This is a genomic window from Novosphingobium olei, from assembly GCF_012927405.1.
GTDB lineage: Bacteria > Pseudomonadota > Alphaproteobacteria > Sphingomonadales > Sphingomonadaceae > Novosphingobium > Novosphingobium olei.
Genome location: NZ_JABBGM010000005.1, coordinates 40,126 through 55,941 on the forward strand (window position 1 = coordinate 40,126; position 15,816 = coordinate 55,941).

The following is a 15,816-nucleotide window of genomic DNA, read 5'->3' on the forward strand; positions in this document are numbered from 1 at the left end:
CCGAAAGACCGCAGCCTTGTCCGACACAAACACCGCGTTTGCCGGTTTCGCCTCTCCAAGATCCGCAGCCGGATCTGAACTTTTCGGCGAGGGGCTGGGGCGTCCGAGCTTCGACTTGCGCTTCATGCTGGCGGTTGCCCGACGCAACCTGTTCGGCATCGGGGTGATCGTCGGCGTCGTGCTGGCTCTGACCGTGGTGGTGACGCTGCTCACCACGCCGAAGTACACGGCCGGCGCGCGGATCCAGATCAATGACAACTCGAGCCGGGTGTTTAGCGAAGAGGACATGCAGGACGAACCGGTTGTCGCTGGCTACGACACGGACCGTTTCCTCAAGACCCAAACCGAAGTCATTTCGAGCCGCAGCCTGGCCCTGCGTGTTGCGCAGCGCCTGAACCTTGCCGGCAACCCCGCGTTCTTCGCGGCGCAGGATTCCAAGCCGCCCGCCGAAGGTACGTCGCTTGCCAATGCGCAGGCCATGGCGGCCTCGCTTCTGCGCACCGGCCTCAACGTCCAGCTGCCGCGCGATTCGCGCATCGTGACGATCGAGTTCACCAGCGCTGATCCGGCGCTCGCGGCGAAGATCGCCAACGCCTATGTCGACGAATACATCCAGTCGAACCTGCAGCGTAAGTTCGACAGTTCGTCCTACGCGCGCAATTTCCTGGGCGAACAGCTGCAGCTCGCCAAGCAGAAGGTCGAGGATTCCGAGCGCGCCCTCAACGCCTATGCCCGCAGCAATGGCCTGATCATTCCGCGCAGCGCGAGCAGCGGGAATGAAAAGGACAATTCGAACGGCAGCAACTCGGTGACCACCTCGAGCCTGCTGCAGCTCAACACCGCAGCAAATGACGCGACGGCCAAGCGGATTGCTGCCGAAGGCCGCTGGCGCGCCATTAGCTCGGTGCCGCTGCTGTCGAGCAACGAGGTGCTGACAAGCCCGACGATCAACCAGCTGGTGACCGCAAAGGCCGAAGTCGAAGCGTCGCTCAAGGAAGAGCAGAGCCGCCACCTCGATGATTATCCGGCTGTCCTTGCCAAGCGTTCGCAGCTCAAGTCGCTCAACGACCAGATCCAGATCACAGCCAACAACATCAAGAACTCGGTCCGATCGGACTACGAGGCCGCGAAGCAGGCCGAGCAGCAGCTGATGAGCCAGGTGGCCTCGCTCAAGGGCGACACGCTCGCCGAGCAGGATCGCACGGTGCAGTACGGGCTTCTGTCGCGCGACGCCGATACCAACCGGCAGGTCTACGACGGCCTTCTAGAACGCTACAAGAAGCTGAACGCCACCGCGGGCGTCAGCCTATCCAACATCTCGATCGTGGACGAAGCGCAGGCGCCCAGCGGCCCGTCGTCGCCGAAGCTGCTGCGCAACCTGCTGATTGGCCTGATTGCCGGCTTCGTCGCCGCAGGCATCTACGTCCTCGTCCGCGAACAGTTCAACGACTCGATCCGCGTACCGGACGATGTCGAGCCCAAGCTCGACATGCCGCTGCTCGGCGTCATTCCGGGTGCACGCGACGACGATCCGGATGCGGCCCTGGCCGACCCCAAGTCGGCGGTGACCGAAGCCTACAACTCGCTCCGCAGCTCGCTGATGTATTCGACAAGCGAAGGCCTGCCGAAGATCATCCAGGTGACCAGCGCGCAGCCTGCCGAAGGCAAGACCACCACCAGCCTTGCCATCGCCACCGGTTTCGCCCGCATGGGTCGCACGGTGCTGCTGATCGATGCCGACATGCGTCGCCCTTCGATCCATCGCCGCGTCGACGTTCCGAACGAGGCCGGGCTTTCGACCCTGCTGACCTCGCATGCCGAACTCACCAGCATCGCGGTGCAGACGGGCCAGCTGAACCTGTCGGTCCTGCCGTCGGGTCCGGTCCCGCCGAGCCCGACCGAGCTGCTTTCCTCGCACCGCATCGAGGAACTGCTGACCGAGGGCGCCCGCCACTACGACACCGTGATCGTCGACTCCCCGCCGATCCTGGGGCTTGCGGACGCTCCGCTGATTTCGGCCCTGGTCGATGGCGTCGTCTTCGTGGTCGAAGCCAACCGCAATCGCCGCGGCTCGCTTCGTGGCGCCATCCGCCGCCTGCGGGCGATGCGCCCGATCATCCTTGGTGCCGTTCTGACCAAGTTCGAAGCCACCAAGGCAGGCAACCAGTACTACACCGACTACTACGGCTACGATTACTACCAGTACGGAAGCTCGGGGAAGGCTGACAGCTGATGTCCGTCGGGGGCGAACGGCGGCGTCCTGCAGGGACCTTGCTGGTCGCCGTCTCGGCGATTGCCTATGCGGCGCTGGCGCTTGCCAGCGGACTGGACCGGGCGGGCGCACTCGATCCGGTGCTGGCGGGAATGCTGCCCACGGCCATTCAGGCCCAGTCTCTCCGCAACAAGGCGACCACCGTCCAGTCGATCGGCGACGCCGCAAGGGCCCGCGCCCTGGCCGAAAAGGCGGTCGAGCGCACACCGATCGAGCCGGGCAGCACCGCCGTGCTCGGTGCCGCGCTACTGGGCGCCAACGACGCTGCGGGGGCGGACCGGGTATTTCGGGTGGCCGCGCAGATGGGCTGGCGCATCCCGCTCACCCAGCTGTACTGGATGCAGACATCGCTCGCGGTAGAGGACTATCCGAACGCTGCCGTGCGGCTAGACGCGCTCCTGCGGCAAACCCCTACCCTCCTGTCCAACCGCAAGCTGCTCGATCCGCTCGAACAGACCGAGGACGGGCGCAAGGCCCTCGCCGATCGCCTTGTCGAGCGACCCAACTGGCTTGTTCCCTACACGACCGACGTTTGGGAGGTCCCCCCGCCCGTGCTCAACCTGCGCCGAGCGGTGCTCCTCGACGTCGCGAACCAAGGCCGCAAGCTCGGCTGTGTGGATGTCTCGCCTTTCGTCCAGCGCGAGATCGCGCTCGGCAATCCGCGCGGCGCGCACGACGTGTGGATCGCCCACTGTCCCGGTGCGGGCAAGGCCATGATCTACGACGGAGACTTCCAGCAGGCCGAAGTCTCGCAAACGCGTTCCTCGCTGTCATGGACGTTCGTTGGCAACGGCAACATTTCGGTGTTTCCGGAGCCGGGGCAGCGGCCTGGTCAACGCGCCCTTGCCGTCGACGGCAAGGTGGCGATGCCGACAGTCTTCGTCCGCCAGATGCTGCTGCTTCCGGCGGGCCGATATCGGGTCACATGGACGGCGTTGAGCGAGAGCGGCGCGCCAACCACCCGGATCGTGGCCGGCCTCGATTGTGGCCATGGCGTCGAGTGGCAGACTGGTGAGGCAGGCCCCAACGGATTGCGCAGTGCGGTCCTGGAAAGCGATGGCAGCTGTGACGCGCCGTGGCTGTCGTTCGGCCTTGCGCCCGGCGATGGCGTCGCCCGTCTCACGGGCGTTGCCATGTCTACCCTGGGCCAGGCTAAGCCCTGATCCTTCGCTTTCGCCGCGATTGCGCCGCGAACCAGACCCCCGCAAGCTGAGGCTGCCGTCGCCTGGTCAGTGCCGGGCGACGGCAGGTGCGATCAGTGCCCCGCTTGCGGACCGCGCTCGAGCCCGGATGCGGCGAGTTGTGCGTCGATCATGCCCATCAGGCGATCGAGCCCGTCCTGCGAGTAGCTTTCGGCGCGGGCCACGAGCACATCCTGCGTATTCGACGCGCGCAGCAGCCACCATCCGTCGGGGGTGTTGACGCGGGCGCCGTCGGTAGCGTTGACGTCGGCATCCTCCGCTTCGAGCCGGGCCTTTACCTCGTCGATCACCGCGAATTTGCGGCTCTCATCCACCTGGAACCGCAATTCGGGCGTGTTGATCATGGCCGGCATCGCGCCGCGCAGCTCTGTCACCGATCTGCCGAGTCGGGCAGAAGCCGCGATCAGGCGGATGGCGGCATAGAGAGCATCATCAAAGCCGTAGTACTGGTGCGCGAAAAACACATGACCGCTCATCTCGCCGGCGAGAGGGCTGCCAGTCTCCTTCATTTTGGACTTGATGAGCGAATGGCCGGTCTTCCACATCAGCGGCTTGCCACCCAGTTCGGCCACCCTGTCGAACAGCGCGCGGCTGGCCTTTACATCCGCGATAATCGTGGACCCGGGCTCCATGGCGAGCAGGTCCTCGGCATAGATCATCAGTAGCTGGTCACCCCAGATGATCCGGCCTTCCCCGTCGATCGCACCGATGCGGTCACCATCGCCATCGAAAGCCACTCCGAAGTCGAGCTGACCATCCGCGACAGCCTTCTTGAGATCGAGAAGGTTCTTCTCTTCGGTCGGGTCCGGATGATGATTGGGAAAGTTGCCATCCACTTCGGTGAACAACAGGGTGTGCTTGCCCGGAAGGCGCGCGGTGAGCTTTTCGACCACAGGTCCGGCAGCGCCGTTTCCGCAGTCCCATGCGATCGACAGTCGCTCGAGCATCGCGCTGTCGATGCCGTCGAGCCCCTTCAGCAGCCGCTCGACATATTCGTCCATGATATCGAGCGTCTCGTGCGTCCCGTTTCCGGAAGTCCAGTCCCCGGTCTCGGCCAGGGTGCCGAGGTCGAGGATATCTGGCCCGAAGAACGGACGCCCCTCAAATACCATCTTGAAGCCATTGTAGTTGGCGGGATTATGGCTGCCGGTTATCTGGATGCCGCCATCAATCTGATCAAGTGACGCAGCAGCGTAGTACAGCATCGGCGTCGGCCCCATGCCAACGCGCACCACGTCGACGCCGCTCGCATTGAGCCCTTCGACCAGCGCATGCTCAAGGATCGGCGAACTGACCCGACCGTCGTAGCCGACCGCAACGCGCTTGCCACCAGCACGCACGATCCGGGTGCCAAAGCTTCGGCCAATGGCGCGCGCATCATCAGACCCGAGCGTTTGCCCGATAATACCGCGAATGTCGTATTCGCGCAGGATAGTGGCGTGGAACTTGTGAGTCATGCAGGCTGTCCCTCGTTGGTCGCCAATTCGCACTGTCGGGCGGAATAGGGACAGATCTTAAACAACCGCGCAAGAAAACGCGGTTCTCACCCCTTGCTTCGCTCTCCCAGGCGACCGAGCAGGAGATCCCGCGCGGCATTGGCTTCGTGCACGGCTTCCGACGTCCCGCCCCGGTCCGGGTGGACCCTGGCGATCAGACGGCGATGGGCATCGATTATGTCTTCGCGACTGGCTGCCGCGGCTACCCCCAGAAGATTGCGAGCGCGTTGCTCACCTTCCGAACGAGCGCTGCCGCCCACGAGTTCCCAAGGCCACTTGCCTGCCAGCATCTTGACGACGACGCTGACGAGGAAAGCGATCCACAACAGCTTGATCATGCAACCCCGTCGAGTTCCGCCTGCACTGGCTGCGCAGCGGACGAAGGCATCGGCAGGTTGAGCCCTGCGACCAGCGTGCGCAGTTCCTGCCGCGCGACGAGGTGGCTGGTGCCGAGCTCGCCGAGGTGACCCTTGTCGAGCAGCGTCAGCCCGCTCGGAAACAGCTCGCGATAGATCACGCGCTCGGACAGGCCGCTCGCGACGCGGAAGCCCACGCGCTTGGACAGCTCGGTCAGCGCCTGGTCGATGCGGCGCTGGTTGCGCGCTTCGGTATAGCCGGTGCGGTTGCGCACGACGACCCAATCCATCTCGCGCCGGGCATCCTGAATGGTGGCCATCGCGCGCTTCTTGCGCGCTTCCCAGATGAGTTCGGCGTAGAACGACAGCCGGCGGACCTTGAACGTCTCGGCATCGACCTGGCCGATCAGGTCGAAATCGACGAAGCTGTCGTTCAGCGGGGTGACCAGCGTGTCGGCCTGCGTCGCGACATGGCGCGCCAGCGGATCGTCGCGGCCCGGGGTGTCGAAGACGATAAAGTCGTGCCCGTCGCTCAACTGCGCTGTCAGATCGTCGAGCCCTGCGGCGCTGTCGTGCCCATAGACGCCGAAGCTGGCGCTGGGCAGAGCGATGTTGCGCCGCTTCATGGTCTCGGCGCGGTTCTCGAAATACCGGTGCATCGTCCGCTGCCGCGCATCGAGATCGATCGTTGCGACCCGCGCCCCCTGGTAGGCCAGCGCGACCGCCACATGGACCGCCGTGGTCGACTTGCCCGTCCCGCCCTTTTCGTTGGCAAAGACGATGCGGTGCGGTCCGTTTGACAAGGTTGCGGCTCTCTCTGCTAAACGTTTGATCTGTCGATGGCCGGGCTTGCTGCCGGCAGAGCCATGCGATTAGGGGTGCACCCCGCAACCGCAAAGCCCTGTCAGGGGATTAAAGGAGAGGCCGCGCTCGTGCAAATCAACAATCGGCTAGAAGCCCTGCGAGAAGCCGTCGATGCGCTTCGAAACGGGGGAAAAACCCTCGCATTCGTGCCGACGATGGGCGCCCTGCACGAAGGCCACCTGACTTTGGTGCGCGAGGCAAAGAAGCTGGCGGACCACGTCACGGTTTCGATCTTCGTCAATCCGCGCCAGTTCGGGCCCAACGAGGATCTTGACGCCTACCCGCGCCGGCTCGCCGCCGATGCCGCCCTGCTCGAAGCGGAAGGGGTCGACCTGCTTTGGGCGCCGACCGTGGATGTCATGTATCCGCAAGGCTACGCGACCAACATTTCCGTGTCCGGACTGGACGCCGTCCTGTGCGGTGCGGCGCGGCCCGGGCACTTCGACGGCGTCGCTACCGTGGTGTGCAAGCTGTTCAACCAGGTCCGTCCCGATTTCGCGCTGTTCGGCGAAAAGGACTGGCAGCAGTTGGCGATCATCCGCCGCATGGCGCGCGATCTCGATCTCAGCCAGCCGCACGTCGACCGGATCATCGGCGTGCCGACGGTGCGCGAAGCCGACGGCCTCGCCATGAGCAGCCGCAACCAGTACCTTTCGGCCGAGGAGCGGGAACAGGCAGCGGGACTCAATCGCGCCATGCGCAAGGCGATCGCCAGCATCGTCGGCGGCTCCTCCGTTGCCTCGGCACTTGCGGCGCTGAATGACGATGTCCTGGCGAGCGGTTTCAAGTCAATCGACTATGCCGACTTGCGCGATGCAGCAACGCTTGAGGAACTGACCGCCTACGACGGGCGCGATGCGCGACTGCTGGTGGCGGCCAGAATCGGCTCCGCGCGCCTGATCGACAACATGGCGCTCGCCTGAGCCCGCTTCAGTTCTTCGTCGCCCAGGCCCGTACCAGGCTTTCGGCTATGTAAGGCATCGGCTGGCCGTTCTCGTCCTTCACGATGGCGGGATGGAACAGGCCGGTGTGCGTGCAGATCGCCTCGGCCAGACTGCGCTGCTCCTCCAGCTTGGGGCCGCATTCGATGACCTTGCCCGACGGATCGACCGTCGTGACCAGGGTGACGTCTTCGCTGGCAGCATTCCCGCGCAACTGGGCGACCTTGACCTCGGCAACCGGCTGCAGCCGCGCGGCCGCTATGTCCTGCGTTGCGGGACCGGGGACATAGAGCCTGACAAGCGTGGTGACCACGGCGAACGCGGGCGTGCCATCGCGCAGCCTGGCCGGGTTGTAGCGCTTGCTCGAAGCGATCTTGCACACGTCGCGGGCAAGATGCGCATCGCCGAGCGCCGAGACCACCTTGCAGTCCTGTGGCCGACCCGTCGGGTCGACGCGGATTTCGATCGTGGCGGCGGTGGATCGGCCCGCCGCGCGCGCCTCGGGCGAATACTCCAGCGCCGTCACCATGCCCGGAATGTCGGGGTCGGCAACGCCGGCCGGCGCGGAAACCGCCGCGGCGGCCGCAAGCAGGAAAAGTGGGACCATGGCATCCTCTTCACTGGCATCTTGCCCGGTGCGATGTCCGGGATGCGACGGTAGTCCCGCGCGGCTTCACGGGCAATTTGTTACATTTCGATGTCAAATCTGTTTCAAGAACTCACAACAGCAGGCCCTGCGCGGAAGGGGGATCGTCGATCGCGACTTCGTGCATAAGGTCGTCGGCAAGGCTGCGCTGCATTGCCCAAGCGCCCTGCGCATCAGTCGACAGCCAGCGCCTTGCCTCCTCGCCCGGGCGCAGGATGACAGGCATGGCCTTGGGATGGACCGCGCCCACGATGCGGTTTGCAGCGCAGGTCAGGAAGGCAAAGCGCGGCCCGTCTGCCGTCGGTCGCCACACCCCGGCAAAGGCGAACAGCGGCTGATCGCGCAGCGCGAACCAGTGCTTCATCTTGCGCCCGGTGGCAGGATCGGGCTCTGCCGACCATTCGGAGAATTCGGTCACCGGAACGAGGCACCGCCGCGCGGAATCGGCAAGGGCTGCGCGCCACATCGGCGAAGCCAGGTTGCGCACGTTGGTGATCGGCCGCTTCACCTGCCCGAACGGCGGCCAGCCCCACTGCATCATCTCCAGCCGCGTGTCCTCTGCTCCGATCAGAACGGGCGCTTCGTGCCCCGGATATATCTCGTGAAAGGCAGGCACGTTGCGACCGCCAACATCGGTGCCGAACAGGGCGGCGATAGCTTGCGCGTTGCTGGTCATGCGATACAAGTTGCACATCGAAACCATACCCCAGAACAGATCACGCCGGAGAGAGCCATGGCCACCAGCCTTCGCCCCAACATCGAATGTTCCGATGCCGAATGGCAAGCCCGGCAGGAGCTGGCCGCGTGCTACCGCATCTACGATCATCTCGGCTGGTCCGAATCGATCTACAACCACATTTCGCTGAAGGTGCCAGGGGAAGACAACGCGTTCCTGATCAACCCGTTCGGCCTGCTCTATTCCGAAGTCACCGCCTCGAATCTCGTCAAGATCGACATCGACGGCAACAACATCGGCGCCTCGAAGTATCCGGTGAACAAGGCAGGCTTCACCCAGCACGCCTATTTCCACCGGCACCTGCCCTGGGCCCATGCGATCGCGCACGTGCACACCACGGCGACGATGGCGGTGTGCAGCCTCGAGGAAGGGCTGATGCCGATCAACTTCTACGCCTGCAACTTCATCGGCCAGCTCGCCTACCACGATTTCGAGGGCGTCACCGTGCGCGCCGAGGAGGGCGAACGACTGCTGAAGAACCTGGGTGACAAGCGCATCCTGATGCTACGCAACCACGGCCCGGTGGTGCTCGCCCCGTCGCTCCAGCAGATGTTCGTCCAGCAGTGGAGCCTGCAGCGCGCCTGCGAAATCCAGCTGGCGGTGCTCTCGACCGGGGCAAAGCCGATCGTGGTGCCCGACGAGGTCGTCGCCGTGCATCAGCGCGATCTTCGCGAAGTTCAGGTGCCCGGCACCCGCCCGGGCGAGACCGACTTTGCCGCCTGGGTCCGCCGGATCGACCGCATCGATCGCAGCTGGCGCGACTGACGCCCGCGCGGATTCCCAAGCCCCTGCCCTTGCGCTAGAGGCAGGGGATGGCGCAGCTCACCGTCAACAACCAGCCGATGGAGTTCCGGCTCGAACCGGATACCCCCTTGCTGTGGGCGCTGCGCGATGCCGCAAACCTGACCGGCACCAAGTATGGCTGCGGCAGCGGCGAATGCGGCGCTTGCACGGTGATCATCGATGGGCAGGCGATGCCGAGTTGCACGCTTTCGCTGGGCGAGGCGGAAGGGCGCAGCGTGACCACGATCGAGGGGCTCTCGCCTGATCGCAGCCACCCGGTGCAGCAGGCGCTGGTGTCGGAACAGGCGATCCAGTGCGGCTTCTGCACGCCGGGGCTGGTGATGACGGCAGCGGCGCTGCTGGCGCGCAACGCCAATCCGACCGATGCCGATATCGCCGCAGCCGTGACCAACATCTGCCGCTGCGGCACCTATCCCCGCATCACGCAGGCGATCCAGCGCGCCGGGCGCATCCTTCGCGGCGAAGAGCGGGGCGTGCCGCTCCCCGCACCGCAGACCGCGACAACCCCCGGCCTCTGACCGGTCAGAACTTTGCGCGGACGGTCAGACGCGCGTTGATCGGCTTGCCGGTGGTAATGTTGTTGTCGGTGTGCGCCGAGGGGAAATAGTCGGTGTCGAACAGGTTCTCGACATTCAGCTGCAACGACAGCCGGTCGTTCAGTTCATAGAACACCGCTGCATCGACCCGCGTCCACGCCGGCAACCGCACGGTGTTGCTGATCGTGGTGAACATCGACGATTGATGCGTCACGCCCAGTCCCAGCCCGAGGCGCTTGGTAACGTCATAGCGCGTCCAGGCCGAGGCCTGCAGGTGCGGCAACTGGCTGAGCGTGCGACCGGCCGGCGCGGACGCAGTTGCCGAGCGCACTTCGCCTTCCTGCCAGGCGAGGCCGAGGCTTGCCTGCCAATCGGGCAGGATGCGGCCCGCCAGCGAGAACTCCACGCCCTGCGCGCGCGTCCGACCGGACAACTCGGCAAGGCCGGTCACCGGATTGTTGAAGCGCGAATTGTCGCGCGTCAGGCGATAGATCGCGGCGGTGAAGGCGAGGTTGGTGTGGATGTCCCACTTCAGCCCTGCCTCAAGGTTCTCGAACTGCTCGGGATCGAGCGTAGCCTGCGTTGCATCGAGCGAGCCGAACTGGTCGCCCGACTGCGGCAGGAAACTGCGCGTGAAGCTGGCATAGATCGACATGTTCCGGCGCGGCTTGAGGATCACGCCCGCACGCGGCGACCATTTCCTGTCGGTGCGGCGCGCGCCGGCGCCGTTGACCGCCCCCTCTATCCTGAACTCATCATAGCGGATGCCGCCGACGATCTGGAGGAAGGGCGCCAGCTCGATCTGGTCCTGCAGGTAGGCCGACCAGGTATCGACCTTGCTGTCGGTCACGCGCGCGGTGCCGGTGAACGTTGCCACGGGGATCGTCAGGCGCTTGGCCAGGACAACGCTCGCCCCACCCGGAAACACGGGATCGATCCGCAGGCCCGAAGTGTCCTGGCTCGAGACCTCGAATCCGGCGAGCAGGGTATGTCCCACCGGACCGGTGCGCCCTTCCCAGACGAGATTGGTCTGCCCGATCCAGCTGTCCCGGACCGTCGCGCTGGAATAGCCCGACAGGGTCAGCGTGTTGGTCGCTGGGTTGACCGCGGTGTTGGCGAAGAGGTTGCCGTAATACTTGTCGGTGTGGCTGTACTGGCCGATCACGTTGAAGGTCAGGTTGTCGGCCAGCTGGTGGTCGAGCCGGGCTTGCGCAATGTGCGCCCTTACCCGCGCGACGTTGAGCGCTTTCGAACCGAAGAAGGTATCGTCGTAGCCCTGCAGCGGCTTGCCGTTGATCGAAGGCACGCCCCGGTCGGTGGTGCGATCGTCATCGTCGTAGTTGTACGACAGTTCGACCCGCGTATCCGCATCCGGTTCAAAGGCCAGCGTCGGATTGATGCCGATGAAGCGCCCGCTGAAATCCTGCCGGTGGTTGCGGAACTCCCCGTAAGTCGCGTTGAGCCGGGCGCCCAGATTGCTGCCGAGTGGCTGGTTGAGGTCGCCAGCGATGGAGAATGCGCCGAAGGTATCCACCCCGGCGGTTGCAGCGCTCATGGTCTTGTCCAAAGCGGGGGTCTTGCTGACGCGGTTGACCACGCCGCCGCCCCCGCCGCGCCCGAACAGCAGCGCGTTCGCGCCCTTGAGCACCTCGACCCGCTCGATGTTGTAGAGCGAGCGATAGTACTGCGTATCGTCGCGCAGGCCGTCGAGATAGAAGTCGGCCGTTGTGTTCTGGCCGCGCAGGTTGACCTGGTCGCGATGCCCTTCGCCCTGCCCCAGAACGACTCCCGGCACGTAGCGCAGCGCATCGCCAAGTTGCGTGACGCCCTGATCGTCGAGCTGTTCGCGCGTCAGCACGGCCACGCTCTGCGGCACGTCGACCAGCGGAGTCGGCGTCTTGATCGCGTTGGCGTCCTCGGGCCGGTAACCGTCGGCCTTGCCGGTCACCACGATGGCGACACGGCCGTCATCGGCAACGACTTCTTCGGCCTGCGCGATGGCAGGCATCAAAACAGCAACGCCTGCGAGCAGGACAGCCTGGCGGATCATGAACGGTTCCCCTTACGAACCGCCCCGTTAATGCGACGCGTTCTCAATCGCAAGAGAAAGTGCGAATTGCTCGCAAAAGCTTTTCCGGCCTTGGCGTTATCCCCTTGGGCAAGCCGCTACTCGTACCGGCGCTTGCGCTTCTTGCCTTCGCGCAGCTTTTCAAGCTCGGCGTGGATGCGATCGCTGATCGAGCCATGGTCGGCATCCTTGGCGCTGAACGTCAGATCTGCCGGATTGTCGGGCTCGGCCTCCTCCACCGGCTTGGGCTTTGGCTTGGGCTGGGGCGGATGGGGATAGCCCTCGCAGTTCTCCACCTCGCGTGCGCCCTGTTCGTCGTAGAGCGTCGACATCGCTAACGGCGGATCGCCCGATGGACGTGTCGTGCAGATCTCGACCTGCTTGCTCTGGATGTCGTAATGAACCGTCAGGTTCTCGAGCCCGCAGCTCGCAGGGTTGCAGCCGCGCAACGACAGCGTTTCCCCCTTGCGCACGATCGGCTCGGTCGCCCGGATCGTCGGGAGCAGTTCCTCGATCGCGCTCGCCGCCTCCTGCCCGCCGATCAGTTCGTCGACGGCAGAGCGGAACTCCTCGCTTTCGAACATCGTCTGGCCGTCGATCCTCGCGTCGATAGGCTTGCCGGCAAAGCGCGCAATGCCTTCGACCGGAGGCTCGTTCACTTCGGCCTCGGCACTGGCCCCAGCCGCCGGCCCTTCCGGATTGGCGGCCACGTGCGACAGCGAGCCAAGCCAGAAGGCCAGCGCGTGCGTAGCGACGAGCCCCGTGCCGATCAGCGCCAGCCGGCGGACGCGCGGCGGCACGGAAATGGCGGGCAGCTTGCGCTTCGCACGCTTCTTGCCGGCCGCAGTCTCATCCGGGCCATCGGGCGCCACGGCCGCCGCTGGCGCGGAGGCTTCCATCTCGCCGAGGAGATCGTCCATGTCATCGAGCGAAACGGGAGGCAGTGCAGCCGGCACCGCTTCGGCCGATGCTGCCGCCCCCTCGACCACCGCGCTCTCGCTTGCGGGGGCGAGTTCCCCAAGAATATCGTCGAGCGGGTCGTCCTCGGCGGCAGGAGCAGCCGGCAATTCACCCAGGATGTCATCCAGCGGATCGGCTTCGACCGCCGGCGTAACGGGTCCTGCCGGCAGCTCTCCAAGGATATCGTCCAAGGGATCGACCTCCGCTGCGACCGGGGCGGGCGCAGAAGGCAATTCGCCGAGGATATCCTCCAGCGGGTCGATCTCGACAGCCTCGAGCGGGGCAGGCGGAGCAGGCGCTGCCGCCAGTTCGCCAAGAATGTCATCCAGCGGATCGACGGCCGCAACTTCCGCAGGAGCGGGCGCCGCCGTCAAAGCCCCAAGGATGTCGTCGAGGGGATCAACTTCGGCCGATGGTGGCGCAGGAGCTGCGGACAACTCGCCCAGAATGGCGTCGAGCGGATCCTCATCGGGCGCGGGTGCGGGTGCGGGCAATTCGTTCAGGATATCGTCCAGCAGGTCGGTCGGTGCGTCCTCGCTCGCGGCGATGGGCTCGGACGGCAGCGCTGGCTCAGCCTCGGCTTCCAGCCCCGCGACCTCGTCGTCCGGGGCATCGGCCAAGGCTTCTTCTTCGATCTCCGCTAGTGGAAGGACCTTCGTCTCGGCAGACGTCTCACCGTTTGGCGGACCGGCCAGATCTCCCAGAAGATCGTCGAAATCGATGGATCCGGCCGCTACCGGATCTACCGGATCGGCAGGCCGCTCCGGCTCGCCGAGCGGGTCGTCGGCGACCGGTGCCTGCGGGACGGGCGGCGGCGGGACCGGCGGCAGGTCGGGACGCCTTGCCTTGCGCTTGCGCGCAGGCGCTGCGGTTTCCCCTGCGGTATGCGGTGGTCGTGCCATCTTGTCCCGAGCGCCCGTTCGTCTTGCTGCCGACGCCCGATGTTCCGGGCGTTGGCTGCATCAACCACAGCGATGGCAAAGGCGGGGTAGTGCGCGCCTAGGGGTTAGTCCGTGCAGGACCGCACCCGAATCAGAAAGGCAGTGCCTTGTCGGCCAGGATCAGCGCTGCCGCGCAGGACAGCACGATGGCACTGCGCAGCCAGTTGGTGACGGGCAGCGCCGGAACGTGGCGAAGGGCGATCGCATGGGCCATGTCCGCAGACATGCACCCCCGCGCGTTAACGGGGCGTAAAGATCAGCCCCGCTCGACCAGCCATTCGTGCAGCGCGGCAAGGCAATCGCGCGCCAGCAGCTTCGACCGCTCCGGACTCCACCCCTGCGCCGCACAGGGCAGATCGTCGTTGTCCTTGAACGGCATCTCCAGCGTCATCGCCACGGCGCCGAAGCGCTCGGCCAGCTGGTTGGTCGACATCGCGAGGTTGGCCGTGCCCGGCCGTGCCTCGGGGTAACCGCGCCTGGTCTGGAAATCGGGCGTGCGGCGTTCGAGGATGGCGCGATAGCGGCGATAGCCCTCGCCCTGCGCCTCGTTCCAGCCGGGGATCCCTTCGAAACCGGCCAGGAACACGTGGGGAATGGCCTCGTCTCCATGGACATCCATCGCGAAGTCGACTCCGCTCTCCTTCATCGCTTCGAGCACGCAGAGCACTTCGGGCGAGCGGTCGGCGCTCGGCTCGGCCCATTCGCGATTGAGATTTACGCCGACCGCATTGGTGCGCAGGTGGCCGCGCACCGATCCGTCCGGGTTCATGTTGGGCACGACATGGAAGGTGCAGCGTTGGCGCAAGGCGCGGCCATGCGGATCGGCCGGGTCGGTCAGCAGGTCGAGCGCGCCTTCCATCCACCATTCGGCCATCGATTCGCCCGGATGCTGGCGCGCGTAGAGCCACACCTGCTTGGGACCTTCACCGAATTCCAGGCAATCGATCGGCCGGCCATCGAGGCTCTGCCCAAGGACGCGATGCGACACCCCCTCGCACTGCGCGGTCTGCGCGACGAGATCGGCGTGGCGTTCGAGCGAGTAGGGCGCGAAATAGGCGAACGAGGCGGGGCCCGACGGGGTGTGGCGGATCGTCAGCGTGCCGCCGTCCTCGGCCGCATCATAGGACGTATCGGTCCGGCCCCAGAATTCGCGGTCCTCGCTCACCACCGCGCGATATCCCGGCCAGCCGCCCGGATAGGCCGACGCAGCAAGGCCGATGATGCGCAATACCAGCTGCCGGCCTTCGGCGCCGGAAACGCGGAAGTGGAACCACTGGAAGAAATCGGACTGGTGGTCCTTGCGAATCGCCAGCGTCGCGGTGGCGCCGTCGATGGACAGGACTTCGATGTTCCCGCTGTCGAAGGCGGCGTCGATATGGATCGTCATTTCACCTTGATAGTGTCACCCGAGCGGCCGGGAAACCCTTGGAACAGCCCGTGGGCCATTCGCCGCGACAGGACATCGGTCCGCCCGCTGGCCGCCCCGGCCTTTTCGGCGCTTTCCGCCCGGCCTTCCCACAGCGCGCGGCCGGTCGCGCGGTCGCGGATCACCACGCCCAGCCGGGTGTGGACCACATCCTTGGGCCCACCGCCGAGATTGAAGCCGAGCCCCAGGCCGACGCCGCTGTTCCAGCCGCCGGTTGCGCCGCCCACTCCGACCGACACCGGTCCGCGTTCACGGCCCTGCCGCACCGTTTCCTGGTCGAATCGCACCTCGACGATCCTGTCCGCTGCGCCCGCCGTGGCAAAGCCGAAGCCCTGCGCGCCAAGCTCGCGCGCGACCGCATCGACCCAGGGCGCCGCCTGCAGCGATTGCGGATCGGTCCCGGGTGCACCGGTCACGAACACGGCGCCCTTGCCGAGCAGGGCAACGGTCTCGGGGGTGTGGAAGCGCGTAACCTCGACCGGCGCGGCCAGCGCGGGGCCGGCGAACGCCAGCACGGCGGCCAGGGCCACGGGAGAGGACAGGAAGCGACGCATGGCAAAATCCTTCA

Annotated in this window: 15 protein-coding genes; 5 read left to right on the forward strand and 10 right to left on the reverse strand. The window is 65.8% G+C overall.

Features of this window, described 5'->3' with window-relative positions:
- The first annotated feature begins 16 nt into the window (after nt 1–16).
- Complete coding sequence (locus tag HHL27_RS12185; RefSeq protein ID WP_240959740.1) at nt 17–2,233, forward strand: GumC family protein; 2,217 nt, start codon at nt 17–19, stop codon at nt 2,231–2,233.
- Nucleotides 2,233–3,435 carry a tetratricopeptide repeat protein gene (locus HHL27_RS12190; protein ID WP_169493712.1) on the forward strand — a complete coding sequence of 401 codons (1,203 nt, stop codon included), beginning with the start codon at nt 2,233–2,235 and terminating at the stop codon, nt 3,433–3,435. Before HHL27_RS12185 ends, HHL27_RS12190 begins: the two co-directional genes overlap by 1 nt.
- A gap of 92 nt (nt 3,436–3,527) precedes the next feature.
- Here HHL27_RS12190 and pgmG read toward each other — a convergent pair whose 3' ends face one another.
- The 3 genes from pgmG to HHL27_RS12205 all read right to left on the reverse strand — a co-directional run bounded on the left by pgmG (nt 3,528) and on the right by HHL27_RS12205 (nt 6,129).
- Entirely contained in the window at nt 3,528–4,931 is a 1,404-nt protein-coding gene (pgmG, locus tag HHL27_RS12195; RefSeq protein WP_169493713.1) for a phosphoglucomutase/phosphomannomutase PgmG, read from the reverse strand.
- A gap of 86 nt (nt 4,932–5,017) precedes the next feature.
- Nucleotides 5,018–5,308: a J domain-containing protein gene (locus tag HHL27_RS12200; protein WP_169493714.1), complete on the reverse strand. Its 291-nt coding sequence runs from the start codon at nt 5,306–5,308 to the stop codon at nt 5,018–5,020.
- On the reverse strand, nt 5,305–6,129 hold the full coding sequence (locus tag HHL27_RS12205) for a division plane positioning ATPase MipZ (protein WP_206069578.1): 825 nt from the start codon (nt 6,127–6,129) through the stop codon (nt 5,305–5,307). Before HHL27_RS12205 ends, HHL27_RS12200 begins: the two co-directional genes overlap by 4 nt.
- Nucleotides 6,130–6,258: 129 nt before the next feature.
- Between HHL27_RS12205 and panC the strand changes: the two genes are divergently transcribed.
- Nucleotides 6,259–7,113: a pantoate--beta-alanine ligase gene (gene panC, locus HHL27_RS12210; RefSeq protein WP_338114892.1), complete on the forward strand. Its 855-nt coding sequence runs from the start codon at nt 6,259–6,261 to the stop codon at nt 7,111–7,113.
- A 7-nt stretch (nt 7,114–7,120) separates the two neighbouring features.
- On the opposite strand, the gene HHL27_RS12215 is transcribed toward panC, so the two are convergent.
- Both HHL27_RS12215 and HHL27_RS12220 read right to left on the reverse strand, forming a co-directional pair.
- On the reverse strand, nt 7,121–7,738 hold the full coding sequence (locus tag HHL27_RS12215) for a TonB family protein (protein WP_169493715.1): 618 nt from the start codon (nt 7,736–7,738) through the stop codon (nt 7,121–7,123).
- A 112-nt stretch (nt 7,739–7,850) separates the two neighbouring features.
- Nucleotides 7,851–8,480, reverse strand: a complete 630-nt coding sequence (locus tag HHL27_RS12220) for an SOS response-associated peptidase (RefSeq protein ID WP_338114893.1) — start codon at nt 8,478–8,480, stop codon at nt 7,851–7,853.
- Nucleotides 8,481–8,510: 30 nt separating this feature from the next.
- Between HHL27_RS12220 and HHL27_RS12225 the strand changes: the two genes are divergently transcribed.
- On the forward strand, nt 8,511–9,278 hold the full coding sequence (locus HHL27_RS12225; RefSeq protein WP_169493717.1) for a class II aldolase/adducin family protein: 768 nt from the start codon (nt 8,511–8,513) through the stop codon (nt 9,276–9,278).
- 47 nt (nt 9,279–9,325) lie between these two features.
- Nucleotides 9,326–9,835 (forward strand): (2Fe-2S)-binding protein, encoded by a 510-nt coding sequence (locus HHL27_RS12230; protein ID WP_169493718.1) that lies wholly within the window; start codon nt 9,326–9,328, stop codon nt 9,833–9,835.
- Between the two features lie 4 nt (nt 9,836–9,839).
- Here HHL27_RS12230 and HHL27_RS12235 read toward each other — a convergent pair whose 3' ends face one another.
- The 5 genes from HHL27_RS12235 to HHL27_RS12250 form a co-directional block, all read right to left on the reverse strand.
- Nucleotides 9,840–11,903, reverse strand: coding sequence for a TonB-dependent receptor (locus HHL27_RS12235; RefSeq protein WP_169493719.1), 2,064 nt, complete (start codon nt 11,901–11,903; stop codon nt 9,840–9,842).
- A gap of 116 nt (nt 11,904–12,019) precedes the next feature.
- On the reverse strand, nt 12,020–13,783 hold the full coding sequence (locus tag HHL27_RS12240) for a hypothetical protein (RefSeq protein ID WP_169493720.1): 1,764 nt from the start codon (nt 13,781–13,783) through the stop codon (nt 12,020–12,022).
- Between the two features lie 130 nt (nt 13,784–13,913).
- Nucleotides 13,914–14,048: a hypothetical protein gene (locus HHL27_RS22715; RefSeq protein WP_277350575.1), complete on the reverse strand. Its 135-nt coding sequence runs from the start codon at nt 14,046–14,048 to the stop codon at nt 13,914–13,916.
- Nucleotides 14,049–14,078: 30 nt separating this feature from the next.
- Nucleotides 14,079–15,209: a M14 family metallopeptidase gene (locus tag HHL27_RS12245; RefSeq protein ID WP_169493721.1), complete on the reverse strand. Its 1,131-nt coding sequence runs from the start codon at nt 15,207–15,209 to the stop codon at nt 14,079–14,081.
- A complete protein-coding gene (locus HHL27_RS12250) occupies nt 15,206–15,802 on the reverse strand; it encodes a DUF4136 domain-containing protein (protein ID WP_169493722.1) in 597 nt (198 codons plus the stop codon). Before HHL27_RS12250 ends, HHL27_RS12245 begins: the two co-directional genes overlap by 4 nt.
- Nucleotides 15,803–15,816: the final 14 nt, after the last annotated feature.

Coding starts and splice junctions, on each gene's coding strand:
- HHL27_RS12190 (WP_169493712.1), top strand. CDS start 2,233: ATGTCCGTCGGGGGCGAACGGCGGCGTCCTGCAGGGACCTTGCTGGTC.
- pgmG (WP_169493713.1), bottom strand. CDS start 4,931: ATGACTCACAAGTTCCACGCCACTATCCTGCGCGAATACGACATTCGC.
- HHL27_RS12200 (WP_169493714.1), bottom strand. CDS start 5,308: ATGATCAAGCTGTTGTGGATCGCTTTCCTCGTCAGCGTCGTCGTCAAG.
- HHL27_RS12215 (WP_169493715.1), bottom strand. CDS start 7,738: ATGGTCCCACTTTTCCTGCTTGCGGCCGCCGCGGCGGTTTCCGCGCCG.
- HHL27_RS12220 (WP_338114893.1), bottom strand. CDS start 8,480: ATGGTTTCGATGTGCAACTTGTATCGCATGACCAGCAACGCGCAAGCT.
- HHL27_RS12225 (WP_169493717.1), top strand. CDS start 8,511: ATGGCCACCAGCCTTCGCCCCAACATCGAATGTTCCGATGCCGAATGG.
- HHL27_RS12230 (WP_169493718.1), top strand. CDS start 9,326: ATGGCGCAGCTCACCGTCAACAACCAGCCGATGGAGTTCCGGCTCGAA.
- HHL27_RS12235 (WP_169493719.1), bottom strand. CDS start 11,903: ATGATCCGCCAGGCTGTCCTGCTCGCAGGCGTTGCTGTTTTGATGCCT.
- HHL27_RS12240 (WP_169493720.1), bottom strand. CDS start 13,783: ATGGCACGACCACCGCATACCGCAGGGGAAACCGCAGCGCCTGCGCGC.
- HHL27_RS22715 (WP_277350575.1), bottom strand. CDS start 14,048: ATGTCTGCGGACATGGCCCATGCGATCGCCCTTCGCCACGTTCCGGCG.
- HHL27_RS12245 (WP_169493721.1), bottom strand. CDS start 15,209: ATGACGATCCATATCGACGCCGCCTTCGACAGCGGGAACATCGAAGTC.
- HHL27_RS12250 (WP_169493722.1), bottom strand. CDS start 15,802: ATGCGTCGCTTCCTGTCCTCTCCCGTGGCCCTGGCCGCCGTGCTGGCG.